Origin of the sequence: Streptococcus sp. KHUD_011 (assembly GCF_046352925.1) — a bacterium.
Classification (GTDB): Bacteria; Bacillota; Bacilli; order Lactobacillales; family Streptococcaceae; genus Streptococcus.
Map to the genome: position 1 here is coordinate 973,258 of NZ_CP157578.1, position 25,845 is coordinate 999,102.

20 protein-coding genes and 2 pseudogenes are annotated in these 25,845 nt (G+C 36.9%); 21 read left to right on the forward strand and 1 reads right to left on the reverse strand.

The features are described from left to right. The first annotated feature begins 4 nt into the window (after positions 1-4). From ABKJ27_RS04490 to ABKJ27_RS04575, 18 genes and pseudogenes are all read left to right on the forward strand, one after another. Positions 5-1,183 carry a hypothetical protein gene (locus ABKJ27_RS04490; RefSeq protein WP_410012133.1) on the forward strand — a complete coding sequence of 393 codons (1,179 nt, stop codon included), beginning with the start codon at positions 5-7 and terminating at the stop codon, positions 1,181-1,183. Positions 1,184-1,628: 445 nt separating this feature from the next. Then, entirely contained in the window at positions 1,629-1,802 is a 174-nt protein-coding gene (locus ABKJ27_RS04495; protein ID WP_000159601.1) for a hypothetical protein, read from the forward strand. After that, entirely contained in the window at positions 1,799-2,578 is a 780-nt protein-coding gene (locus tag ABKJ27_RS04500; RefSeq protein WP_410012134.1) for a replication initiator protein A, read from the forward strand. The genes ABKJ27_RS04495 and ABKJ27_RS04500 overlap by 4 nt, the downstream gene beginning before the upstream one ends. 99 nt (positions 2,579-2,677) lie before the next feature. After that, a complete protein-coding gene (gene dcm / locus ABKJ27_RS04505) occupies positions 2,678-4,036 on the forward strand; it encodes a DNA (cytosine-5-)-methyltransferase (RefSeq protein ID WP_261106093.1) in 1,359 nt (452 codons plus the stop codon). Then, entirely contained in the window at positions 4,020-4,469 is a 450-nt protein-coding gene (locus ABKJ27_RS04510) for a hypothetical protein (RefSeq protein ID WP_000645892.1), read from the forward strand. The genes dcm and ABKJ27_RS04510 overlap by 17 nt, the downstream gene beginning before the upstream one ends. Continuing rightward, positions 4,462-4,842, forward strand: a complete 381-nt coding sequence (locus tag ABKJ27_RS04515) for an arsenate reductase family protein (RefSeq protein ID WP_000566534.1) — start codon at positions 4,462-4,464, stop codon at positions 4,840-4,842. The genes ABKJ27_RS04510 and ABKJ27_RS04515 overlap by 8 nt, the downstream gene beginning before the upstream one ends. A 12-nt stretch (positions 4,843-4,854) precedes the next feature. Then, positions 4,855-5,088 carry a hypothetical protein gene (locus tag ABKJ27_RS04520; RefSeq protein ID WP_000840776.1) on the forward strand — a complete coding sequence of 78 codons (234 nt, stop codon included), beginning with the start codon at positions 4,855-4,857 and terminating at the stop codon, positions 5,086-5,088. Between the two features lie 2 nt (positions 5,089-5,090). Next, positions 5,091-5,678: a CPBP family intramembrane glutamic endopeptidase gene (locus ABKJ27_RS04525; protein ID WP_000821303.1), complete on the forward strand. Its 588-nt coding sequence runs from the start codon at positions 5,091-5,093 to the stop codon at positions 5,676-5,678. A 333-nt stretch (positions 5,679-6,011) separates the two neighbouring features. After that, positions 6,012-6,311, forward strand: coding sequence for a hypothetical protein (locus tag ABKJ27_RS04530; RefSeq protein WP_050238680.1), 300 nt, complete (start codon positions 6,012-6,014; stop codon positions 6,309-6,311). Beyond that, positions 6,301-6,789: a hypothetical protein gene (locus ABKJ27_RS04535; protein WP_050238679.1), complete on the forward strand. Its 489-nt coding sequence runs from the start codon at positions 6,301-6,303 to the stop codon at positions 6,787-6,789. The genes ABKJ27_RS04530 and ABKJ27_RS04535 overlap by 11 nt, the downstream gene beginning before the upstream one ends. After that, positions 6,789-8,666, forward strand: a complete 1,878-nt coding sequence (locus ABKJ27_RS04540; RefSeq protein WP_050238688.1) for a VirD4-like conjugal transfer protein, CD1115 family — start codon at positions 6,789-6,791, stop codon at positions 8,664-8,666. Before ABKJ27_RS04535 ends, ABKJ27_RS04540 begins: the two co-directional genes overlap by 1 nt. Positions 8,667-8,686: 20 nt before the next feature. Further along, positions 8,687-8,929 carry a hypothetical protein gene (locus tag ABKJ27_RS04545; protein WP_000627865.1) on the forward strand — a complete coding sequence of 81 codons (243 nt, stop codon included), beginning with the start codon at positions 8,687-8,689 and terminating at the stop codon, positions 8,927-8,929. A 16-nt stretch (positions 8,930-8,945) separates the two neighbouring features. Continuing rightward, positions 8,946-9,800: a conjugal transfer protein TrbL gene (locus tag ABKJ27_RS04550; protein WP_001054257.1), complete on the forward strand. Its 855-nt coding sequence runs from the start codon at positions 8,946-8,948 to the stop codon at positions 9,798-9,800. Between the two features lie 53 nt (positions 9,801-9,853). Further along, positions 9,854-10,213 carry a PrgI family protein gene (locus ABKJ27_RS04555; RefSeq protein ID WP_410011417.1) on the forward strand — a complete coding sequence of 120 codons (360 nt, stop codon included), beginning with the start codon at positions 9,854-9,856 and terminating at the stop codon, positions 10,211-10,213. Then, positions 10,164-12,521 carry a VirB4-like conjugal transfer ATPase, CD1110 family gene (locus ABKJ27_RS04560; protein ID WP_219575580.1) on the forward strand — a complete coding sequence of 786 codons (2,358 nt, stop codon included), beginning with the start codon at positions 10,164-10,166 and terminating at the stop codon, positions 12,519-12,521. The genes ABKJ27_RS04555 and ABKJ27_RS04560 overlap by 50 nt, the downstream gene beginning before the upstream one ends. Before the next feature lie 290 nt (positions 12,522-12,811). Further along, positions 12,812-15,238, forward strand: a pseudogene (locus tag ABKJ27_RS04565) (phage tail tip lysozyme); the annotation flags it as partial. Between the two features lie 708 nt (positions 15,239-15,946). Continuing rightward, positions 15,947-17,869 (forward strand): group II intron reverse transcriptase/maturase, encoded by a 1,923-nt coding sequence (ltrA, locus tag ABKJ27_RS04570; protein WP_125448107.1) that lies wholly within the window; start codon positions 15,947-15,949, stop codon positions 17,867-17,869. A 138-nt stretch (positions 17,870-18,007) separates the two neighbouring features. Further along, positions 18,008-18,130: pseudogene (locus tag ABKJ27_RS04575) on the forward strand (CHAP domain-containing protein); the annotation flags it as partial. A 30-nt stretch (positions 18,131-18,160) separates the two neighbouring features. Here the strand turns inward: ABKJ27_RS04575 and ABKJ27_RS04580 are convergent. Beyond that, on the reverse strand, positions 18,161-18,349 hold the full coding sequence (locus tag ABKJ27_RS04580; RefSeq protein ID WP_071788347.1) for a hypothetical protein: 189 nt from the start codon (positions 18,347-18,349) through the stop codon (positions 18,161-18,163). A gap of 18 nt (positions 18,350-18,367) precedes the next feature. On the opposite strand from ABKJ27_RS04580, the gene ABKJ27_RS04585 reads away from it, so the two are divergent. From ABKJ27_RS04585 to ABKJ27_RS04595, 3 genes are all read left to right on the forward strand, one after another. Beyond that, complete coding sequence (locus ABKJ27_RS04585; RefSeq protein WP_226962306.1) at positions 18,368-18,952, forward strand: PBECR4 domain-containing protein; 585 nt, start codon at positions 18,368-18,370, stop codon at positions 18,950-18,952. A 150-nt stretch (positions 18,953-19,102) separates the two neighbouring features. Continuing rightward, a complete protein-coding gene (locus ABKJ27_RS04590) occupies positions 19,103-19,513 on the forward strand; it encodes a thrombospondin type 3 repeat-containing protein (protein ID WP_173305137.1) in 411 nt (136 codons plus the stop codon). Positions 19,514-19,560: 47 nt separating this feature from the next. Beyond that, complete coding sequence (locus ABKJ27_RS04595; RefSeq protein WP_410011418.1) at positions 19,561-25,779, forward strand: DEAD/DEAH box helicase family protein; 6,219 nt, start codon at positions 19,561-19,563, stop codon at positions 25,777-25,779. The last annotated feature ends 66 nt before the right edge of the window (positions 25,780-25,845 follow it).

Below are 25,845 nucleotides of genomic sequence, written 5' to 3' on the forward strand. Positions count from 1 at the left end.
CCTCATGACACTTCCAGTTAGAAAATCCCTGCATGATGCGGTGTTACAGGCTTCAAAAGCTGATACTTGGGAACAAGCTACCAAGGAATGGAATGAAGTTTCCTTGATTTTTAATGGAATCGGCCGTAGCAATTGTGTCTGTGGAAATGCCATCAAGTACGCTTACGAACTCTTTAACGGTGTCACCGGACAACGCCTCTTTCCGATCGGTAGCGATTGTGTTCGGCATTTTCATCGATTAAGCCTTGACCAGCAACTAGAAGAGGAAGAAAAACTACTCAGAAAGGTCGAAAATCTGACCAGAAAAGCCCAGAAAAAAGAAAAAATCAAGGTTAACAAAAGTGACTTTGACGAACGTCTTCTAAAGTGGCTCTGGGAAAAAGGTGTTTTTAAACCCAATCGTGGCAATCAGTTCACACCTGAAAGAGACTACCAGCTCTTCCTAGAAGTCTTTCGAGGAGGAAGTTGGACCAAGGCAGAGCCCAGGAAAAAGGATCGGATGGAAGAAGTCCTAGAAAAGTATATCAAGCCCTTTTTACTTGGAAAACCGGATGACCAACTCTACCTTGTCAAGCTAGGTAAGGAGAAAATTGACTACGAACAAGAACTCCGTATTCAAGCAGAGAAAGAGCGCAAGAAAAGAGATAGAATCGCCAAGCAATATGCAGACAATCTGGTACTAGCCATGGGACCAGCAGAGCGTGCCTACCAAGATTACTTTGGCTTTACAGAAACCCTGACTCAAGAAGAACGCAAGTGGGAGAAAATACTTTTTGGTAAAAACCGGACAGAGCGGGCTATCAAGGCCAAACAATACCAAAAAGAGTTGGAAAAAGACCAACGAATAGCCGGGCAGGATCCAATTGAAAGAAAGCAGAAGCAGACCTGGATCCTCAATTCCTATTTTCGTGAGCTCCCTGAAGAAAAAGCACGATTTTCTCGGCTCTTATTAGAATATCGAAAGAGTGGAGAAGTGCCATTTTCAACCGAATATCTGTCAGACCATCTGCTCGACTTTTTCTATAAAATGAAAGCCTTTGAGTTTGAAATCGCACCAGAACAAGTTCGAGATTTTTTAAAAGAAAGCATCCAAGCAGATCATCTATCCTCAGCACAAGAAAGCTGGATAGAAGGAATTTTGACAAATTGTATAGTCCCATTTTTATCTCGAATACTCATCTAAAACTAAATATATAAGATATAGAATTTTATATAAGGTTAATATACAAATCAAGTGGGGTTGAAATCAGTCTTCCTTTAAAAAGTAGCTATTACAAACAAAAGCTTATGCAAAAAAGACTAATTTATGATAGAATAGAGGATAAGAAAGAAAACGTTTTTACAGTTTTTTCAATCCGAAGGAGATATATTATGGCCACTATTCAATGGTTGGTCTAGAAGATTTAAAATAATAAAACATTGTGAAGTAGAATAAATGCTTAAAGCCCTTGAAATTCAAGGGTTTTTATTGGTTTAGATTTTAATTCTTCACATTGTTATATATGCTTGATTGAGCAATAATCATCAATAAAAACATTTTTTTGGTGTTGAGTTTGGTGTTCAAATATTTATTATGTTACGGAAAGGAATTTCACAATCTTTCCGTTTTTTTATTTTCAGGAGGGAAAATGACAAAAGAACTACAATCATCACGCTATATTGTCATTTCATTTTTAGTACGTGAAATGGGAATTGACATTGTTGAAGCCATCTCTCTTATGGCTGAATTAGAAAAAAATGGCTTGGTTCGATTGGAATCAAGTGGAGATTTAATACTCAAAGAACTTGGAGGAGCGCTATGAAACGAATTACCGCAAATCAATACCAAACTTCAGAACGGTATTACAAATTACCTAAAATTCTTTTTGAGGATGAGAAATATATGGATATGAAACTAGAAGTAAAGGTGGCTTATTCTATTTTAAAAGATCGTTTAGAATTATCTCTTAGTCGTGGTTGGATAGATGAAGAAGGATCAGTCTATTTAGTATTTTCTAATTCTAAACTGATGAGGCTGTTAGGTTGTTCGAAGTCAAAATTACTGTCCATCAAAAAAACTCTTAAAGAATATGACTTAATTGATGAAGTTCAACAGTCTTCAAGTGAGAAAGGAAGACTAGCTAATAAGATTTATTTAGGGGAATTATCTTCTACCCCAGTAGGTAATTCAAACAGGGCTAGTGTTAAAAAAAGACTAGGGCAGGTTGAAAATGAAACGGCCCCCGTCTCTTATTCAGCCCCTAGTGAGACTGAAGTTAGTGAGACTAAATATAGTGAGACTGATTCTTTATTTATTGAGGATGAGGAGGAGAGGAATACTCAACCTATCTTGAGAAGAAAAGTAGAAAAGGTCACAAAATATGATCGAGATTATATTTGGGGATTGGTACAAGATCAATTTAGACGAGAAGGTTTTTCTGAAACAGCCAGTGAAATTGCTATGACTGATTTTGAGAGAATCTATCAGTATGCTCTTGACAATGTTCGCTTTGTTAGACGAGCGGAAGTACTTGCTGAATTTGTGTTTAACGGCTTGTATTCCGTTTGGAATAACCGTGTTAGAAAAGGAGGTGGTTAAAATGTCACCAATCGAGTGGATATTAGTTATGCTCATTTTAATTTCAAGTGGTGTGACTTTTTGGACATTGATAGTCGATCAGAAAGGGGGGATAAAGAAATGAGATTTATTGATTTATTTTCAGGTATAGGTGGATTTAGACTTGGAATGGAAAGTGTTGGACACGAGTGTATTGGATTTTGTGAGATTGATAAATTTGCTAGGAAATCTTATAAGTCCATTTTTCAAACGGAAGGAGAAATAGAATTTCATGACATACGAGATGTTTCAGATGACGAATTTAAAAAACTTAGAGGGAAAGTCGATGTCATCTGTGGGGGATTCCCTTGTCAAGCATTTTCAATCGCAGGAAGACGATTGGGATTTGAAGATACTAGAGGAACTTTGTTCTTTGAAATTGCTCGAGCGACCAAACAAATCCAACCACGTTTTCTTTTTCTTGAAAATGTTAAAGGCCTACTCAATCACGATAAGGGACGGACGTTCACCACAATTCTTACCACACTTGATGAGTTGGGGTTTGATGTTGAGTGGCAGGTGCTTAACAGTAAGGATTTTGGCGTTCCCCAAAACAGAGAGAGGGTGTTTATTATCGGACATTCTAGAAAGAAAGGTACCAGACTCCTATTTCCTTTCAGACGAGAAGGTCAAGCAACTAACCCTGAGACTTTGAAAGCACTAGGGAATTTAAATCCATCAAGAAGTGGAATGAGTGGTAAAGTCTATTATTCAGAAGGTCTTGCGCCAACCTTAGTTCGTGGAAAAGGAGAAGGATTTAAAGTTGCGATTCCTTGTATGACACCAGACAGATTAGAAAAAAGACAAAATGGTAGACATTTCAAGGATAATCAAGAGCCAATGTTTACTTTAAATACTCAGGATCGCCATGGTATTGTCGTTGTTGGAGATTTACCAACTAGCTTTAAGGAAACTGGTCGCGTCTATGGAAGTGAGGGGCTATCTCCAACACTGACTACGATGCAAGGTGGAGATAAAATCCCCAAAATACTGATTCCAGAACCAATCCAATTTCTAAAAGTCCGAGAGGCAACGAAAAAAGGATATGCTCAAGCAGAGATTGGGGATTCAATCAATTTGGAGAGACCAAGTTCTCAGTATCGTCGTGGTAGAGTTGGAAAAGGTATAGCGAATACGTTAACAACTAGTGGGCAAATGGGAGTAGTAGTGGCTAGCTATGAAGGAGAAGATAAACAAGTTTACCAAGTAGCTGGTGTCTTAATTGATGGGCAATTTTACCGTTTGAGGATACGACGAATCACTCCTAAAGAGTGTTTTAGACTGCAGGGCTTTCCTGATTGGGCTTTTGAAGCTGCTAGAAAAGTCTCTAGTAATAGTCAGCTCTATAAACAAGCTGGTAATAGTGTAACCGTTCCTGTGATTACCGCAATCGCAAAAACATTAAAAGAAATAGAGGAAAAAGATGAAAGCATTAAATAAAGAATCAATACTAGATTGTGATGAATTAGAAACAGAATTACATGATGCAGAAATCAAACAGCTGGATGAACAATTATTTTTGATGCCCAATTATCCATGTGAGTTTGAAGTAACATTTTTAGATGATTACCATAAAAAACACAACTACCCACTATTTTACGAGTCCTATCTTCAAAACGTTATGGAATTCCTTGAAAGTCAAGACATAAAGAATGGGGTTGATGCCTTTGTAGATGATAATCAGAATCTTGTTTTTGTTTTATATGGACAAGGCTATCGAGCCGAGGGAAAAGAAGGAATACTTACAACCCAAGTAACTGTAAAAGCTTATGATGAAGACAAGAAATCGATTAACTTCTCAAATTCATTAGATTCCTTAATCGTCTCAGAATATCAAATGGAACCGAATCTTTGGGAGGTCTCCCATGATTGATCTCTATCTAAGTAAAAATAGCCAAAGAAATCAACTTCTTTTGGATTTCTTTCAAAAGTATGGCATCGAGGTGTCTTGTCATTCGATTTCTGAAATGACAAAGGATAAATTAATTGAGATGATGAGCTATTCTTCAGATTGTTTTGAGTTTCTATCTCCCAATTTATTACGATTTAAGAACCGTGACAATCTAAGATTAACGGATTTCATTGAAATGATATTAAAAAATCCTGAACTATGCATCAGGCTTCCTCTTGCGGTTTCAAATAAGAGAGTTTATCCAAATCTGAATTTGGAAGAGGCTAGAGCTCTATTGCCAAGAGATACGAAACAATTGATTTACATGGCACAAACACATTATTTATCTAGTTAAAGGAGAAGCAATATGGCTGAACGATTTTGGGAGAACTTGTCCATTATTTTGGCTGAAAGAAATATTAGCTGGATTGAGTTAACCAGAAAAATGTTTGCGGGAGAGTTTCACTATCCAAGTGAATTGAATCGTTTGTATCAAAAAATACGCCACTACAAGATGGAACAACGAATGCCTCAAAGTCCATGGGTAGAAAGGATTGTGCAGGTATTAGATTTAGATTATGAAGATTTATTTCGGAGGTAACTATGAAAAGAATAATTCCAGTTTATATATTCCAACAAGTAAATGTCTTATTGGTATCCCTATACTTACTGAAATTGCTTTGTATTGGTGAGTTAACCATACTACAGATTCTCTATTGTGCGTCGCTCATTTCTTTTTTATGGATGTATGGCCAACGAAAACAAGTGGTCAAGGTCAATATGAAAACTAGGATGAAATGGCTTGGTATTGGATTCGTTAGCCTACTGATTATAAGCCTATGTTTTAGTCTGATTCATGCTCAAGGAACCACGAATCAAGCAAACTTAATTGGACTTCAACATCAGGTTCCTTGGTTTTCATTTTTATTGTTCTTAATCAATGCGAGTATGGTTGAAGAATTTCTGTATCGAGAAATTTTATGGAACCTGGTCAGAAAATTAGATATTCGAGTTGCTTTGACAAGTGTTTTATTTGCCTTAGTACATCATCCAGGAACCATTCTAGCTTGGTGTTTATATGTTTCACTTGGGATCTTTTTAGGGATGGTGCGCTATAAATCGGACTTATGGGGAAGTATGGGTCTACATTTGGTGTGGAACCTACTAGTTTATAGTTTGCTGCTTTTTTAGACATAATTAGCTTGTTTTAGGGAAATAAAATGCTAACGTTATTTAAAGATGTTAGTCTTTTATTTCAAAATCTTTGATTGATATGAATTTAGTTAAATAGAAAAATAAGAAATGTGATAAAAATTTCAACGACTCTTATCTATAATAAAGCTACCTGTTCTTTGAAAATTGAATCCACTCCGTCTTGATTAGCGTGCCTGTGTAAGTAGGGACTGAGAGTATTTCCCTGTGAAGGGCAACTGGCACAAGACGTGTGTGAGAATTTTCTAACAGACACGGAGTTTATCGTTACCAGACTCAAACGATGCGACAAACTAGATAAAGGAGTTAATCATGAAGGTAGTAAACTTGTATGATTTGAAACAAATGGGAAATAAAGGTGGTTGTACCATCCAATTGATTCATCATTTTCCCTTTGGTATGGGCTTAGGACATCTAAAAAAAGACTACATTGAATTTAAACGTGTTGGTATCTTTGATGGGAATGCAGTAGAAGTCACTATTCGAGAACCTTATTCGAGAGATCTACTGCAGGTTGTCAAGTCAATTAAGCAACATCAGAAATTGATAGCTTATCGCTATAAAGAAGGAAAACTGCTATTTGTTAAGAAGGAGGCGTCAGATGTCCTCTGAACAACAGGAACGAATGGCAGTTCAATATGCAGAGCGTAGTCTTTTATTTACTGTAAAAAGTCTATTAAAGATTCTAGAATGGTCTAGACGTCAGGCTTTAGCACAGGATTCCGCCTATAAGATAGGGGTACAGAAATTAGAAGAATTGCTACAATCTCCCTATGCGATTGATACGATTAATCTGAAAAAAGATTTCTTAGACAAACCAATTGATATAGAGAAATTTAAAACTTTTTTAGAAAAAGAAGAGATTCCTTTAGCCATTGCTTGGCAAGGGGATTCTCTACATTTCTACACGAAAGACCGTTCGATTCTAGACAATCATTTAGACCATCTGTTAGAAAAAATGGTTAATGATCCGGAGAAATTAGCTGATTTTACCATGGATAAGTCATTAGACGATGCAATTGATGAGGCTAAATCCCAAATTACCTTTAGACAAGAAGGAGCCGTCAAACAGAAAGAGATGGTGAGATGATGTACAGTGGAAAGAAATTCCTACTATTCTCACTGTTAGGTATCTTACTAGGCTATCTTTTTCATCGTTTGACGCTTTTGTATGATTCCTATACTGGAAATACATTAGATAAATTCACTCATCTTCTGATGGAAGGTCAAGATGAAGTTCTTCAGTCGCCATGGAATGTTTCCTTTACTGGAAAATCAAGTGCTTTTTTTCTACTAGGATTTGTGATGATGTTACTGGTTTATCTCTATCTAGAGACTGGCAAAAAACAATACCGAGAAGGGGTAGAATACGGGAGCGCCCGTTTTGGAACTCTAAAAGAAAAGAAGCTCTTTTACGGTAAAGAATTTTCTCATGATACGATCTTAGCGCAAGATGTTCGTTTGACATTATTAGATAAAAAACCACCCCAATATGATAGAAATAAGAATATTGCGGTGATTGGAGGTTCAGGAAGTGGGAAGACATTTCGCTTTGTGAAACCCAATCTGATTCAGATGAATAGTTCAAATATTGTCGTGGATCCTAAAGATCACTTGGCCGAAAAAACAGGCAAACTATTTTTAGAACATGGCTACCAAGTAAAGGTGTTAGATTTAGTTAATATGAAGAACTCAGATGGCTTCAATCCTTTTCGCTATATAGAGACAGAAAATGATTTGAATCGCATGCTGACGGTTTATTTTAATAACACCAAAGGCTCTGGCTCCCGTAGTGATCCATTTTGGGATGAAGCTTCTATGACTTTGGTTCGAGCTTTAGCCTCTTACTTGGTCGATTTCTATAATCCACCTAAAACAAGAGAACAGCTCATTGAAGAGAGTCGTTTGAGTCAAACAGAATACCAAAACTTGTTGAAACGTCAAAAAAAAGAAGTGGAAGAGCGAAAAAAACGAGGGCGTTATCCAAGTTTTGCTGAAATCTCAAAACTCATTAAACACTTATCCAAGGGTGAAAACCAAGAAAAAAGTGTTTTAGAAATTCTATTTGAAAATTATGCTAAAAAGTATGGAACTGAAAATTTTACCATGCGAAATTGGGCAGATTTTCAAAATTATAAGGATAAGACTCTGGATTCTGTTATAGCTGTAACCACTGCTAAATTTGCCCTCTTCAATATTCAAAGTGTCATGGATTTGACCAAAAGAGATACCCTTGATATGAAGACATGGGGCCAGGAAAAATCAATGGTTTACTTAGTTATCCCAGATAACGATAGTACCTTTCGCTTTCTTTCAGCCCTCTTTTTTTCAACCGTATTTCAAACCCTAACAAGACAAGCAGACATTGATTTTAAGGGTCAATTGCCTCTTCATGTCAGAGTGTACTTAGATGAGTTCGCAAATATCGGAGAGATTCCAGATTTTGCTGAACAAACCTCAACAGTCCGTTCTCGGAATATGAGTCTCGTTCCTATTCTACAAAATATTGCCCAACTTCAAGGGCTCTATAAAGAAAAAGAAGCTTGGAAAACCATTTTGGGGAACTGTGATAGCTTAGTCTACTTAGGTGGGAATGATGAAGATACCTTTAAATTTATGAGTGGCTTACTCGGTAAACAAACCATTGATGTTCGAAATACTAGTCGTTCCTTTGGCCAGACAGGTTCAGGATCCCTTTCTCATCAAAAGATTGCTCGTGATTTAATGACACCTGATGAAGTCGGAAATATGAAACGGCATGAATGCCTGGTTCGAATTGCTAATATGCCTGTATTTAAAAGCAAAAAATACAATTCCACTAAGCATCCAAACTGGAAGTACCTAGCTAATCAAGAAAGCGATGAACGGTGGTGGAACTATCAGATCAATCCTTTGAATCAAAGTCAAGAAAACCATCTTGAAGACCTTAGAATTCGTGATTTAACTTTTGAATCTAGTTTAAAATAAAAATAGAAAAGAGGAAATAGATGATTACGCATTTTAAAGGTTTTGTTTATGGAGTAGACGCAAGTGCCATGTTTGCACAAGCTATGTCTTTGTTACAGAAGGGATTGATTGCGGTTGGTGCCTTTCTCGTTGTTGTGGGGATTGTCAATCTTGCAACCAACATTAAAGATGGTGGACCAGGTGTTCGGAATGCCATTCTGGAAATTGTCGGTGGTGTTATGGTAGGGGCTGCTGGAGCCTTTGTAACTCAAATTTCAATTTAGGAGGATAAACAATGACATGAATCTTAGTTTAGTCTCACCCTTTGTTTACCTTGCATCTGAAAAAATATCAGCTGAAAATTTATTTGAAGGATTTAATGTAGATTTACAATCTACGGTAGATCTGATTAAATCTCTATCTAGCTATAATCCAACCGTTTGGACTTATATGTCTAGTATTACTAAAAGTGTCATGCAGCCTCTTGGAGTTGCTATTCTATCAGTTGTTCTCATCTTAGAATTTTCGAAGATGGCAAAGAAAATTGCTAACTCTGGTGGAGCAATGACCTTTGAAGCCTTAGCGCCAATGTTGATTAGTTATATTATGGTCGCAGTTGTAATTACCAACACTACCGTAATTGTAGAAGCCATCATCGGGATTGCAAGTCACGCCATTGAACAAGTGGCCTCGATTGTGGCTCACGGTGGGGCAAAGTATGATACCATCTCTGGATTAAAAGGGTCAGGATTTATTGGCCGGATGATTGTGGGCTTTTTCGCACTCCTCATTTGGCTTGTTCGGATAGTAAGTGCAGCCATGGTTAATCTTTTGGTATCTATTCGATTTATTCAACTCTATCTTATGATCCCATTTGCCCCTCTTACGATTCCAACATTTTTAAGTGATGAATGGAAGTCTATTGGTATTGGCTATTTAAAAAATATTATGGTTTATGCGGTACAAGGGGTTCTCATTTTTCTGATTGTTTCTCTTGTTCCTTTGTTTGAATCTGCTGGTAAAATAGCTGTTTCAAATGGTGCAGGAGTCCTGCAATCACTTGCAATTATGTTTGGTAGTTTGGTACAAGCTATCTTACTAATTATTGCCCTCGTTGGTTCTCAACGTACGGCTCGCTCAATCTTAGGTATGTAATTAGATAAAGGCTAGGAAGTGATTGCTTCTTAGCCTTTTTAGAAAGGAAAGTCATGAATACACGTGTCTTTAAAGACATCTCAAAATACCAACACAGGGCTTGGTTAGGCTTCACCACAAGACAAATCATCTTTGTCCTACCAGCCTTTATTGTCACAATTATTGTCTTGGGTTTAAATCTCTTTTACTGGCAATTTGGAGATTGGTTTGTTTACGGTTTTGTATTTGCTTTTACCATTCCCCTCATGCTTTTTGGAGTCTATAAACCCAATGATTTATATTTTGAACATTATTTGAAATACCGTCTTCATTTTGAGTTAACGTTTCCCCTACGCACAATTACAGGAAAGAAAGGACCTGAACATGAAAAGAAAATCAAATACATTAAAGAAACAAAAAACTTCAATGACTAATCAGAAAGAAGTAGTTAAAGGAAAAAAAGAGGAAGTGTTACCCTCAACGGCTAATACTCTTTCCTATCAAGCCCTGTATCAAAATGGTCTGATGCAGGTAAAAGAAGATTATTTCTCACAAAGCTATTTACTTGGTGATGTCAATTACCAGACCGTTGGTTTAGAAGATAAGGGCGCAATCATTGAGAAGTATTCTGATTTGATTAACTCACTAGATGACCAAACCAACTTCCAATTGACTATCTTTAATAAAAGATTGAATTTAGAAAAGTTTAGACAAAGTGTTTTGTATGAGGAAAAAGAAGATGGGTACGATAGCTATCGTAAAGAATTGAATCGGATGATGAATCAGAATTTAGACAGTGGTGAAAATAATTTTTCAGCTGTGAAACTGATTAGCTTTGGTAGAAAGGATTCTAATCCCAAACAAGCTTATCGTTCCTTGTCTCAAATTGGAGAATATTTCAAGAGTGGTTTCTCAGAAATTGATGCACGTTTTGAATCCTTGGCTGGAGAAGAACGGGTGAACTTGTTGGCAGATATGCTTAGAGGAGAACACCATCTTCCTTTTTCTTACCGTGATTTAACGAGATCTGGTCAGACAACTCGTCACTTCATAGCACCTAATCTCTTGGATTTTAAAAACAAGAATTACCTACAAATCAATGACCGCTTATTGCAGATTGTCTATGTGAGAGACTACGGTATGGAATTAGGAGATCAGTTTATTCGAGACCTCATGCAAGGAGATTTGGAATTGATTGTGAGCCTCCATGCTCAAAGTTCGACCAAGGCAGATGCCATGAAGAAACTACGAACAAAGAAAACCTTAATGGAATCCCAAAAGATTGGGGAACAACAAAAACTAGCTCGTACAGGTATCTATTTGGAAAAAGTAGGTCATGTATTAGAAAGCAATATCGATGAAGCTGAGGAACTCTTAAAAACCATGACCGAGACAGGAGATAAACTATTTCAAACGGTCTTCTTGATTGGGGTCTTTGGTCAGGATGAAGAAGAACTCAAACAAGCCCTAGACACGATTCAACAAGTGGCCGGCTCAAATGACCTAATGATTGATAAACTTCCATATATGCAAGAAGCAGCCTTTAATAGTTTGCTGCCATTTGGTTGTGATTTTTTAGAGGGAGTATCACGGAGTTTATTAACATCTAATGTAGCAGTGAACTCTCCATGGACTTCAGTAGACTTACAAGACCGTAGTGGGAAATATTACGGTATCAATCAAATCTCAAGCAATATTATTACCATTGATCGCAGCCTATTAAATACACCGTCTGGTCTGATTTTAGGAACATCTGGAGCTGGGAAAGGGATGGCAACCAAGCATGAGATTATCACGACCAAAATCAAGGAATCTGGTGAAAATACAGAAATTATCATCGTGGATCCAGAAGCAGAGTACAGTGTTATTGGACGGGCTTTTGGAGGAGAAATGATTGATATTGCGCCCGATTCCCAAACCTATCTCAATGTCCTTGACTTGTCTGAAGAAAATATGGATGAAGATCCTGTAAAGGTAAAATCAGAATTTCTTTTATCTTTTATCGGCAAGTTATTGGATAGAAAAATGGATGGAAGAGAAAAATCGATTATCGACCGAGTCACCAGACTCACCTATCAGTCATTTAAAGAGCCTTCTTTGGAAGAATGGGTCTTTGTCTTGAGCCAACAACCAGAAGAAGAAGCGCAGAATTTGGCACTTGATATGGAACTGTATGTCGAAGGTTCTCTTGATATTTTTTCTCATAAGACCAATATTCAGACAGGATCTAACTTCTTAATCTATAACGTTAAAAAGTTAGGAGATGAGCTGAAACAAATCGCTCTTATGGTAGTGTTTGATCAGATATGGAATCGTGTTGTTCGGAACCAAAAATTAGGGAAGAAGACCTGGATCTACTTTGATGAAATGCAGCTTCTCTTACTAGATAAATATGCCAGTGATTTCTTCTTTAAATTGTGGAGTCGTGTCAGAAAATATGGAGCCAGTCCGACTGGGATAACTCAAAATGTTGAAACCTTATTGTTAGATCCAAATGGTAGACGGATTATTGCAAATAGTGAATTTATGATTCTCCTCAAGCAAGCAAAAAATGATAGAGAAGAATTGGTTCAACTCTTAGGCTTGTCAAAAGAACTCGAAAAATACCTTGTCAATCCAGAAAAAGGGGCAGGACTGATAAAAGCTGGTTCCGTTGTCGTTCCCTTTAAAAATAAGATTCCTCAAGGTACTCAATTGTTTGATATCATGAGTACAGATCCTGATAAAATGGCTTCTAATTAAGGGGAAGGTAAATGAAGGATAAAAGAGAAATCATACGTGCCCGAAAGGCATTTAGAAGAAGTCTAAAAGATGAGAAGAAATTCTTGAAAAAAGGAAAGAAGGAGGTGAGGAAACAGAAAAAAGATTCCTCTGTACTGGATGAAAAAGCATGGAAAAAAGAGATAAAAGAAAAGCTAGAGGAGATGAGAGAAGCTTCAAAGGCTAGAGTAAAACAAGCAAATGAAGACTACAATCATATTCTTCAAAATAGTCCTCCATCTCTTTTGAATCGCAAAGAATTAAGAGATAGACGATTACCTCATGCTAGGAAACGATTGAAAATAGCCAAGAAGCAATTTAGAGAAGCCAAGGTAGAAGCAAAAGAAGAAAGAAAAGAGAGTCGTAAAGAAAGAAAAACCAATCAAAAATTTCTCTACGGTCAGGAATCGAAACAAAAATCTAATTTTTTCTTTCAAGGGAAGAGTTTAGAAGAATTAAAAGCTAAGAAAGAAGTCAAGGCCGCTAAAGAAAATTTAAAAACTACTAAACAAGCCTATAAGTCCAAAAAAGTCAGTAGGAAAGCTAAAACTTTTCTTTATGTCCTTGGACGTGAGGGTGGAGAGTTAGCTTCAGAAAATGAAGATTTAGAAGGTTTTCGCACGCTACAAGAGACAATTAGAAAAGGAAAACGCTACAGTCGGCTTTCTTATAACCTTGGAAAAGCTAGTGTCAAAACAGGACAAGCAACAGGTCGTTTTACCAAGAAAAGACTGACCAACACAAAAGAGCGATACCATCATTTTAAGGATGGAAAAGGATGGAAACTAGCGAAAGAGAATCCAAGTTCCTTTAAAAATCGGTTTCGAAAATTAAAGAAACAAGGTCTTACAAGTGTCCGAAATATCTATCAAAAACTAAAAGCAGCCTTTTCCTTCTTTACATTTGCGGCTGGAAATCCTGCAACATGGATAGTTGGAGGATTAGTCTTTCTTCTCTTATTTATGATGAGTTTCTTTTTAGGATTTTCATCTGCTAGTTTAATTCAACAAGATGAATTTGAATTAACAAAAGCTTATACCCACCTGACTTGGGAAGACGCAGAACATACTCGTACAAATGACAAAGGAATTACTTATTACACAAAAGTTGATGATGTGATGGGGTATATGAACTTTAAATTCCATGACTATGAGTTACACAAACCAGTTCACTTATTCAGTTCAGAAACTTACAAGGATTATCTGTCTACTTTGTGGCATGATTTAAACGATGGGGATGATTTGAAATCCATGCAAGACCTCTATGAAACTCCTAAGTATAAACTCTCGAAAGACGATCAAGAGGAGATGAAGGAACTAAAAGAAGAAGGTGTCTATGCTTCCATGCAGGAATTGGACAATCCATTTGAGGGGAAAAGTAACGAAGATAGTTTAACCATGACTTATCGTTACGGATATTATGATCTAGACGGAAAACCTACCCTTCAGGAGTACATTCTACTAGAAGCGAAGGCTCACCAAACGATTGTCGCACCAATGGATGGAGTTGTATCTCTAGATGGAGATGATGTTATTCTCACTAACGGAAAAGGAGAGAATGAGAGTCGATTGACCTTGTATTCTATTCATAATGGCCGTGCGATTGAGGGGACAAGAGTCCTAATGGGTGATATTATTGGTGAAACACCAGACGATACAGGTTTGAAAGTTTCCTATCAAAAGTATAAGAACAAGAAAGAAAAATTGGTGTATGTCAATCCGCAATTTTATTTTCCCAAAGTCATTCAACTTCAGACCACTATCTTACCTGCCATTGGTCAGTTTGGTGGGGATGAGTTTGAACGAGCAAAACATATTTATGAGTTTTTGAAATCTCAAGGCGCAAGTCCCCAAGCCATTGCGGCTATTTTAGGAAATTGGTCGGTAGAATCTTCTATCAATCCTAAACGAGCTGAGGGAGATTATTTATCTCCTCCTGTTGGCGCTACCGATTCCTCATGGGATGATGAAAGCTGGTTAGCGATTGGAGGGCCAGCCATTTATAGTGGTGCTTATCCTAATATTCTTCATAGAGGTCTAGGTTTAGGGCAATGGACAGATACCGCAGATGGGTCAACACGTCACACGGCCTTGTTGAATTATGCACATAGCAAAAATAAGAAGTGGTATGATTTAGACCTCCAACTTGATTTTATGCTTCATGGGGATAGTCCTTACTATCAAAGTTGGTTAAAGGATTTCTTTGGAAATACGGGCAGTGCAGCCAATCTCGCCCAACTCTTCCTTACCTATTGGGAGGGAAATTCTGGTGACAAACTACTGGAAAGACAAACCAGAGCAACGGAATGGTATTACCAAATTGAAAAAGGCTTTAGTCAAACAAATGGAGGACAGGCAAAAAGTGACCCGCAATCACTTGAAGGGGTTCGTGGGGACTTGTATGAGCATTCTGTTCCTGGTGGTGGAGATGGTATGGCCTATGCCTATGGACAATGTACATGGGGTGTTGCGGCTCGTATGAATCAGTTAGGATTAAAGCTAAAAGGTAGAAATGGAGAGAAGATTTCAATCATTAATACCATGGGAAATGGTCAGGACTGGGTTGCGACAGCTTCAAGTCTTGGTGGAGAAACGGGTTCCACACCAAGAGCAGGTGCTATTGTTTCTTTTGTAGGAGGTACACATGGGACACCAGCAGACTATGGTCATGTGGCTTTTGTCGGTGCGAGACGTTTCTAACTGAAAAGGTTAGACACGTTCTTGAAAAATCAACCTGATAATCAGGTTAAATTTGAATAGAATGGAGAACTCTTATCTTGAAAATTGGAATGAAGGGGTAACGCCCTGAAACGATTTCTCTAATACTCCGACATGCGTTTATCTTGTGCAAAGGTAAAGGTATGAAGCTCGGTGAAGTCGGCTGAAAGATACCGTCATTCTTAAGGACTTAAGAATCGAAAGTGTTCCAGAGGTGGAATATGTATCTGATAGGTCGGGAGTCATTAAAAACTAAATAGGGTGAGAATGTGCATGAGCACTGACGAACCAGCGAATGTACGCTCCGAAGGCGAGTACGTAGAAATGCGTATAACAACGTAAGTTGTTTCAACTTGAGGAAGAGTAAGAATCGACGATATGAAATTCCTTGTTATGTTACAGGCATATCAAAGTTGAAGGGGTATAGCTAGGCACCTAAGTTTAGTATTGATAAAGATAAGGGAACGTCGAAAGCTAGAGATGTGGAGGTTGCACAACCAGAGAAACATTGGAAAGAAAATCATAACTTTCCTTAATCTCTAGTGAGAGTGGTGGCACGACCTTTGAAAGTGTTGTAATGATACTGGAGGAACAGCCACTAGTCAATAGTGTATTGTTATGAACTTTATCATTTCATGGATTCTTGTAAGACATAAAAGGTCACGAATCCAAAGAGAGGAGTGATAGACCATGACGAAACCAAAAAATGATGACAAACTATTAAAACATCAAAAACTAAGGTATGCGGAATACTATGGCATGACCGAGATATTTGATGATTTATATTCCAAAAGTCAAAAGGGATTCAGTTTTAAGAACTTAATGAACATTATCATATCTCCCGAGAATATACTGCTCGCTTATCGTACCATAAAGCGGAATGGTGGTAGTCAAACCGAAGGAGTAGATGGTGTTACCATTAAAGATTTAGAAAATCTGACCCAAGAAGACTTTATCTCTAAAGTTCAAAGAAGATTTCAATATTATAGACCCAGAAAAGTCAGAAGAGTAGAGATTCCTAAGCCAAATGGGAAGAAACGACCACTTGGCATTCCCTCGATGTGGGACAGAGTGGCCCAACAGTGTATTTTACAAGTGTTGGATCCAATCTGTGAAGCGAAATTTTACAAACACAGTTATGGATTTAGACCCTTAAGGTCGGCTGATAACGCTATTATGGACTGTATGTATCGTATGAATAAAAGTCATATGACTTATGTCGTTGACGTTGATATTAAAGGCTTTTTTGATGAAGTGAATCATACTAAGTTAATGCGTCAAATCTGGACATTAGGTATCAGGGACAAACAACTTCTAGTGATTATTCGAAAAATGTTAAAAGCACCAATTGTTCTTCCGAATGGAAAAGTGACATATCCAACTAAGGGCACACCACAAGGAGGTATCTTATCTCCACTACTTGCCAATATCAATCTCAATGAATTTGATTGGTGGATAGGACGACAATGGGAAGAAAGAGATTGTAAGGAATTAGTTCCTCAATATAATTCCAAGGGAACAAGACACAAGTCACATGTTTACAGAAAGCTGCGAACTTCAACGACGCTAAAAGAAGTTTATATTGTCCGATATGCGGATGATTTTAAAATCTTTTGTCGAAATAGGAATGAGGCAGAGCGAACGTTTAAGGCTGTAAAATTGTGGTTAAAAGAACGACTTAACCTCCCTATTTCAGAGGAAAAATCTCAAATTACCAATCTGAGAAAGAAAAGCAGTGAATTCCTTGGGATTACTTTAAAGCTAGTTTCTAAGAATAATCGTTTGGTTTGTTTCTCTCATATTGCATCAAAAGCCAAGAAACGTATTAAACATCAACTGAAACAACAGATGAAATTGATACAAATTAAAGGTTCTAAAGAAACAATTATTCGTGAAATACAGAAGTATAATAGTATGGTTATCGGTATTCATAACTATTATAGTATGGCAACACATGTGAGTAAGGATTTAGAAGAAATTCATTATCAGCTTTATCTCTCTTTTAAAAATCGATTGCAGGCGAAAGGTCTGACAAAAATAGGAGAATACAAGGGAAAAGATAAAGGACTTCTCCCCTACCTCCAATCTCAAAATATTCGGTACTTAATGGGTTATCCAATTCTTCCAATTAGCTATGTCAAGACGAGAACACTAAAAGGAAGAAATAAGAATCTGAATAGGTATACTCCCGAGGGGAGAAAATTGATTCATAAACAACAGGAATCTGTTGAAACATGGAAATTAAAATGGCTGAGAGAACACTCAATTATAAATAAGCGTGCAACAGTTGAATACAATGATAATCGAATTTCTTTATTTGTAGCTCAAAAAGGGAAATGTGCTGTAACCGGTCAGGAATTGGATATGGATGATATTCATTGTCACCATAAGAGACCGTGGTTAGAAACAAAGGATGACTCTTATAGGAACCTTATCATTGTTGGACGAGATATTCATCGCCTGATTCACGCAACAAATGAGAAGGTTATCAAAAATCTCTTTCAGCTTTTGAATTTGAGTGATACAGGACTGACCAAATTAAATCAGTTGCGCGAACTTGCAGGAAATTCACCATTATTGAAAGAAAATTTGAACTTAGAACAATTATGTTAATCATATTAATACAGCACGATAAAGCAAAATCGTGATAATACACTATTGATGGAACGCCGTGTGCGGTGAAAGTCGCACGCACGGTGTGAAGCGGGGGAAAAGATGGAGATAGTATCAAAGTTTTACCTATCGCTATAGAAGGTCTATGATGATGGGTCTTTCCTTGTGTCTGAAACTAACTATGGTGGCAACCCTAACTATACCTTTAGAAAAATCTCTCAAGCAGATAGTGCCATTAGTTTTGCCTATACTACGAAATAGAAGAGTTTACACTTGAAATTTTAGATATTTTCAGGTAAAATAAATAGTGTAGATGAGTGGTCGGCTCATGGTCAATCTGATAGTAATCTTGGACATAAGGGCCAAGCGGTGGCGGACACCAGAACGAAATCCGATAGCAATCTTGGACGTAAGGGCCAAGCGGTGGCAGACACCAGAATAAACCGACTGACTAGGTGGCTTACAGACTCTGTAAACCACCTTTTTTGTGAGGAAAATATGGAAATTATGGAAAATATGGAAAATTTTGAAGTTTATCGTAATCCTAATTACACCGAAAAAATAAAACTTCAGCGTTTTTTTACACAGTTACAAATTGCGGCTTCTTTTTTTAAAAAACACTTTGTTGGCAAAATCATGTATTATGAAACGGAAATTGAAAGTGTTGAGCTTCATTTTTCACCTACTAATTTCATGCACCTATGTGGTGTTGATTACCAAAAAGGTGCAGGCAGTTTCTTTGACGATTGTTTAAATAAACATGTCATAATTGATGAGTTGAAAATAAAAAAAGATGGAACCACGATGCAAAAGTTACAAGTTTTAGGATCCATTGAGGAGTTATTGGGAAAGCATGTTCATCTAACTGGTTCAGGACGTTATTTGCATTTGGAGTTTGATTATGCTTTACGTACAAGAAAACAGATACTAGCATTAACATTGAAAGAGACCTCTAGGAAAATTGTTCCTCAATCTTTATTAGATTTGAAGAGAAAGACAGTATTTCCAAAAGGTGAAAAAGTAATTTCCATTTACTCAAAACATTTACAAACATCGGAACTTTTTTATTATTTAAAAGATTAGTTTACATATCTTTTGTGGCATAAAATATATTTTTATCATTTTAAGGAGAACGTAGTTTTGGCTCGTTCTCTTTTTTGTTGTGATACTTCTTTCAAGGAATATTTGGTAGGATTGGAGTGAAAAAAGATTAACTAGGAAAGAAGGAAGTATATGGAAGCCATTTATCAACGTGATTCGGATCAAGATGGACTAACTGATGCTCAAGAATTAGCGCTAGGAACCAATCCTCTTAGCGCAGATTCTGATGGTGATGGACGTTCAGATTTAGTGGAAGTAGAAGAAGGAACCAATCCCTTAGAAAAGGATTTACAAGACATAGACCAAACAAGTATAACTGAACCGTCTTCAGTATTTATGGAAATGAAACAAAAGATTTCAGATATGATGGAGAGTCACTACAAGGAATTTATACAGGCTCTGATTAGTATTGAAACAGGGATTGAAAACGAACAAGACCTAGAAGACTTATATACTTACTACATGAGAACAGATTCTATTTCTCTTTTGTCTAGTGATTTAGAAACCAGTCCTCAAAAGGTTGAAATGGAGATAGAGTTGTAGGGGAATCATGTGATTCTCCTATTTTCGTATAGATGAAAGGAGCGAGTATGGAAGTAATGAAATTATTGGCTATGTTTCGTGGAACAATTCCAAAAGATAGGGAGAAAATGGACCTATTTCTTCGTTATCAAGCGCAACATTTTGAGGAGAAATGGCAAGACTTGGTAGAGAGTTTTTTGGCTGAAGAGGGCAAGATAGAAGAGATACCTCATGTGTATTCGTTTCATCAAGATATTATTTCTTTCCTAGAGGCTAGTTCTGAAAATAATGACCAAGATTTAGAAAGTTACACAAGAAATTTTGGACAAGCAGGTCTAAGTAAATTATCTCAATTAAGTAATTTTGAGAAAAACTTGGTGCTAGAAGTCGCAACCTATAATCTTTCCACTCGATTTTACATCCAATCTGAAAAAGAGAAGCTAACACCATTAAGTGAGCTTGTATTTCATCAGAATCAGGATGTCAATTTAGTCAATGTCTATCGAGTTGCGAATAATCTATCTGACCGTATTAGTAGAGATATAGAGGAATTTCTTCTAATGGTTGACTCAAAAGAGCTTAAAAAAGAAGTTCTTGAGATTCATTTTGAAGAAAAAGAGGGAGATGTTCTAGCCTATTTGGGTTCTGAATTAATGGCTACTTTAGATACCGTTTCGGATCTTGTCCATCATGAAGAAAACTACCAACAACTCCCACTGACACAAAAGCTGAAGATTATTACTCACTTTGATGAGGTAAAGGCTAGAAGTGTAAAGTCTAATCAAGTAGAGGAAGCGGTCTTACCTTTAGATAATATTGAGCAGGTAGAAGAAAATGTGGAAGTTCATTCCCTATCTAAAGTAGATAAAATTGTAGAAGAAGCTTTGAGGGAATATCCAATCGGTTCACAAGTAAGTTATAAAGGACAAGTATTTCAGTTGGTTTCGATTGAAAATGCACAGTTAAATGACTTAGTTCGCCTAGAGCTATTCAGTGATTCCAACCAGTTATTTGAAGAGAATCCTATCTTATACTTGAACAGTTTGGAAGAGATTAAACAAGTATTGTCTCATGTAGAACTTGAAAAAGAAGATTCAGAGATTGAGATTGATTCATCAAGTGAAAGTCAGGAAATAGATTTGTTTTCCTATCTGGAAGAAGATAATGAAAAGGATAAGGAAACAGAAACGCTTATTTCAGATATAGAAGAGACGGATGTCCCTGTTCAAGATTTTGTTTTTCCAGATGATTTAGAGGACTTTTATCCTAAGACAAATCGAGAAAAAATTGAAACGAATATCGCCGCAATTGAACTTGTTAAAAGATTAGAAAAAGAGGGACGACAAGCGAATCCAGAAGAACAAGAGCTACTAGCCAAGTATGTCGGCTGGGGTGGCCTTGCCAATGAATTTTTTGATGAACTCAATCCAAAGTATGAAACAGAACGTTTAACTCTCAAGAGCTTAGTAAGTAAATTAGAATACTCCACCATGAAACAAAGTTCTCTCACAGCCTATTATACAGACCCAATGATTATTCGCCAGATTTGGCAAAAATTACTGGATGATGGTTTTGAGGGAGGGAGGATATTAGATCCTTCTATGGGGACTGGGAACTTCTTTACGGCTATGCCTAGAAGTATACGAGAGAAATCAGAACTCTATGGGGTTGAATTAGACAGTGTGACAGGTGCAATCGCAAAACAACTCCATCCAAATGTCCATATTGAAGTTCGAGGATTTGAAGAAGTTCCCTATCAAAATAATAGTTTTGATTTAGTCTTAACGAATGTTCCTTTTGGAAATTTTCGGATTGCCGATAAAAACTATGATAAACCATATATGATTCATGATTACTTTGTCAAACACTCACTTGATTTAGTAAGAGACGGAGGACAAGTTTCGATTATCTCATCTATTGGCACAATGGATAAGCGGACAGATAATGTCTTACAAGAGATTAAAACCAACACTCATTTTTTAGGGGGAGTTCGGTTGCCGGATACGGCTTTTAAAAAGATTGCAGGTACTCGAGTGACCACAGATCTTCTCTTCTTTCAAAAGGATCAAGCAAAGAATCTTAATGAAGAGGAACTTGTTTTTAGTGGTTCTATTCCCTTTGAGGAGGATAAGCGTGTCTGGATCAATCCTTATTTTGATGGGAAATACAATACACAAGTTTTGGGTCAATATGAGGTACGCAATTTTAATGGAGGAACTCTCAATGTTAAGGGGGTATCAGAAACATTAGCTACTGACATTATGAAAGCATTCGAGAATGTGGAAGCACCTAAACAAATTGACAATTCTTTGAAAGCACCTGTTTTTATCCAAGAAGAAGTGGATAATTCTATCCCAAGTCGTATACGTGAGGACTTAGCGCTATATTCTTTTGGATATGAGGGAAATCAAATTTATTACCGAGATACGCATGGCATTCGGAAAAGTTCAAAAGTAGACGAAATTAGTTATTATGTAGACGAAAAGGGAGATTTTAAAGCCTGGGACAGTTCTTTGTCTGAACATAAAATAGATCGATTCGTGAAACTTCATTTGACAGATGAGGAAGCACTAGATGTATACAAGTCAGAAGAAGCGAGTAAAAGAGGGAAATATAAGGGACTGTTCAAAAAAACTGTCTTTTATGAAAGCCCCTTATCGGATAAGGATATTAGTCGTATTAAGGGCATGGTTGATTTGAGAGAGACCTATCAATCCTTAATTGAAATTCAACGTCATCAAGATTATAGTCGGACAGATTTTCAGGTATTACTTAGTAAACTCAATCGTGACTATGACCGCTTTGTAAGTCAATTTGGATACTTGAATGCCTCCGTTAATCGGAACTTATTTGATAGTGACGATAAGTATTCTTTACTAGCAAGTTTAGAAGATGAATACATTGATTCTAAAGACCAGAAAGTAAAATATAAGAAATCTTTAGCTTTTGAGAAAGCATTGGTTAGGCCAGAGAGAGTGATTGCAAGAGTTTCAACGGCTCTAGATGCCTTAAACTCTAGTTTATCGGATGGTAGAGGGGTTGATTTAGACTATATGGTATCAATTTATCCCGAACATAGCCAAGCTGCTATTTTAGATGAGTTAGGTGACCAGATTTTAATAGATCCAGAAAGCTATTTAAGAGGGGAAAGAAAATATCTTTCTAAGAACCAGTTTTTATCAGGAGACATTCTCAATAAGATAGAAGTAGTTCAACTATTAGTGGAGGAAAACAACCAAGAATATGATTGGAGCCATGCTTTAGATTTATTAGAATCTGTTCGCCCTCCAAGGATTCATCTGGCAGATATTGAGTTTAAAATAGGGTCACGTTGGATTCCTCAATCCGTTTATGGTAAATTTGCCTTTGAATGTTTTACCAATCGTGAATTTGAATTGTCTTCGCCTGATGTTGAACAGGTCATTGAAGCGAATCCTGTCGATGGGCAGGTTCATTTAAGGACATCATTTGCTTATCGCTATCCAAGTGCCAAAGATAGTAGTCTTGGAGTCAGTGGCTCACGTTATGATACAGGAAGAAAGATTTTTGAGAACTTACTTAATTCGAACCAACCAACTATTACTATGACTGTTACGGAAGGAGAAAAGAAAAAGACCATCACAGATTTGGAAAAAACCTCTGTTCTAAGAGCAAAAGAGCAGCATTTACAAGAGCTCTTTCAAGACTTTGTCTCACGGTATCCAGAAGTCCAACAAGTCATTGAGGAAAGCTATAATCGTCTTTATAATCGAACGGTTAGTCGAGAGTATGACGGTAGCCATCTAGTCATTGATGGCTTGGCACAAAACATCAGTCTTCGTCCTCACCAAGAGAATGCCATTCAAAGAATCGTAGAAGAAAAAAGAGCCTTATTAGCTCATGAGGTAGGTTCAGGAAAGACGTTGACCATGCTTGGTGCTGGGTTTAAATTAAAGGAGTTGGGGATGGTTCATAAGCCCTTGTATGTGGTGCCCTCTAGTTTGTCTGCTCAGTTTGGCCAAGAAATCATGAAATTTTTCCCTACTAAAAAGGTCTTTGTGACCACTAAGAAAGATTTTGTGAAGGCGAGAAGAAAACAATTTGTATCACGTATTATTACAGGAGATTACGATGCCATTGTCATTGGGGATTCTCAATTTGAAAAAATCCCTGTCAGTAAGGAAAGACAGATGAATTATATCGAGGATAAACTCAATGAACTACGAGAGATTAAAACACATTCTGAAAATAAGTATACCGTTAAAGAAGCAGAGCAATCAATAAGTGGTCTAGAGAAACAATTGGAAGAACTGCAACGTTTCAATCGTGATAGTTTTATTGATTTTGAGAACTTAGGAATTGATTTTCTCTTTGTGGATGAAGCACATCACTTTAAAAATATTCGTCCAATTACTGGACTTGGGAATGTAGCAGGGATTACCAATACAACTTCTAAGAAGAATGTGGATATGGAAATGAAGGTTCGACAGATTCAGGAAGAACATGATTTTAAAAACATTGTCTTTGCGACAGGAACTCCTGTTTCCAATTCTATTAGTGAGTTATATACTATGATGAACTATATTCAACCAGATATCTTAAAACGCTATCAAGTTGATTATTTTGACTCTTGGGTAGGTGCTTTTGGAGAAATTCAAAACTCTATGGAATTAGCTCCTACAGGCGATAAGTACCAACCTAAGAAACGATTTAAAAAGTTTGTCAATCTACCTGAGTTGATGAAAATCTATAAAGAAACAGCCGACATTCAAACACAAGATATGTTGGATTTACCTGTTCCAGAAGCTCATATTATCCCTATTGAGAGTGAGTTAACTGAAAACCAGAAACTCTATTTAGAAGAATTAGTTATGAGGTCAGATATGGTCAAATGTGGAACAGTTGATCCGAGTCAGGATAACATGTTAAAGATAACAGGTGAGGCACGGAAACTAGCTATTGATATGCGTTTATTGGACTCTAGTTATAGTCTAGCAGACAATCATAAACTGCTTCAGGTAGTGGATAATGTTGAAAGAATTTATCGTGAGGGAATGGAAAATAAGGCTACTCAGATGATTTTTTCAGATATTGGCACACCTAAGAAAAAAGATAATGGCTTTGATGTTTATTCTGAGATTAAGGCTTTATTAGTTGATAGAGGAATCCCTAGTAAGGAAATTGCCTTTGTACATGATGCCAATAGTGATGAAAAGAAGAATAGTTTGTCTCGAAAGGTCAATGCAGGAGAGGTGCGGATTCTCCTTGCCTCAACTGAAAAAGGAGGAACAGGTTTAAATGTTCAGAGCAAAATGAAAGCAGTCCACCACCTAGATGTACCGTGGAGACCAAGTGACATTCAGCAACGCAATGGACGGATTATCCGACAAGGAAATGAAAACAAGGAAGTGGATATTTACCACTACATTACAAAAGGTTCATTTGATAATTATCTATGGGCAACTCAGGAGAACAAACTCCGTTATATTAAGCAAATTATGACTTCTAAGGAGCCGATTCGTGCTGCAGAAGACATTGATGAGCAGACCATGACAGCTTCTGATTTTAAGGCGCTAGCAACAGGTAATCCTTATCTCAAATATAAGATGGAACTAGAGAATGATCTAACCCTATTAGAAAATCAAAGACGCGCCTTTCAACGCAGCAAGGATCACTATCGTCATACAATCTCTTACTGTGAAGAAAATATACCTATTATTGAGAAACGATTAAGTAAGTATGAAGGCGACATTCAACAGTCTGAAATATCGAAAGACCAGGTATTTTCTATGACGGTAGGTAAGCAAGCTTTTGATCAACGAGCTGAAGCAGGGGAATCCCTACACCGTCTTATCCGTCATAATCAATCTGACAGCAAAGAATTTCGAACCCTAGCCAGTTATAGAGGATTTGACATTAAAATGCTTAGTCTTCCAACAAATCAACCTCTTCCTGAAACCTTCTCTGTTAAAATTGTAGGAGAAAATCAGTATTCTGTCAGTTTAGATTTGTATTCTCCTTTAGGGACAATTCAAAGGCTTCAGCATACGATTGATCACATTAAAGAGGACCAAGTGAAAACTCAGAACTTATTGGATGAATTAAAGGATAAATGGACTACTGCTAGAGTAGAAATTGAGAAAAATTTTCCAAAGGAAGAAGATTATCAAACTAAAAAGGCCGAATACGATGTACTCGCACCATTGATTGAAACAGAAACGGATTTAGATATTATTGATCAGGCCTTAAGACAATTCCACGAAAAAGGAAAAGAAAAGCAAGAACAACTTTCTTTTGAATTAGATTAAAAAATAGATATAAATAGCGGACAAGAAAAGAAAAGCGCGGTAGAATAAAGATAGAAAGAAACGAGG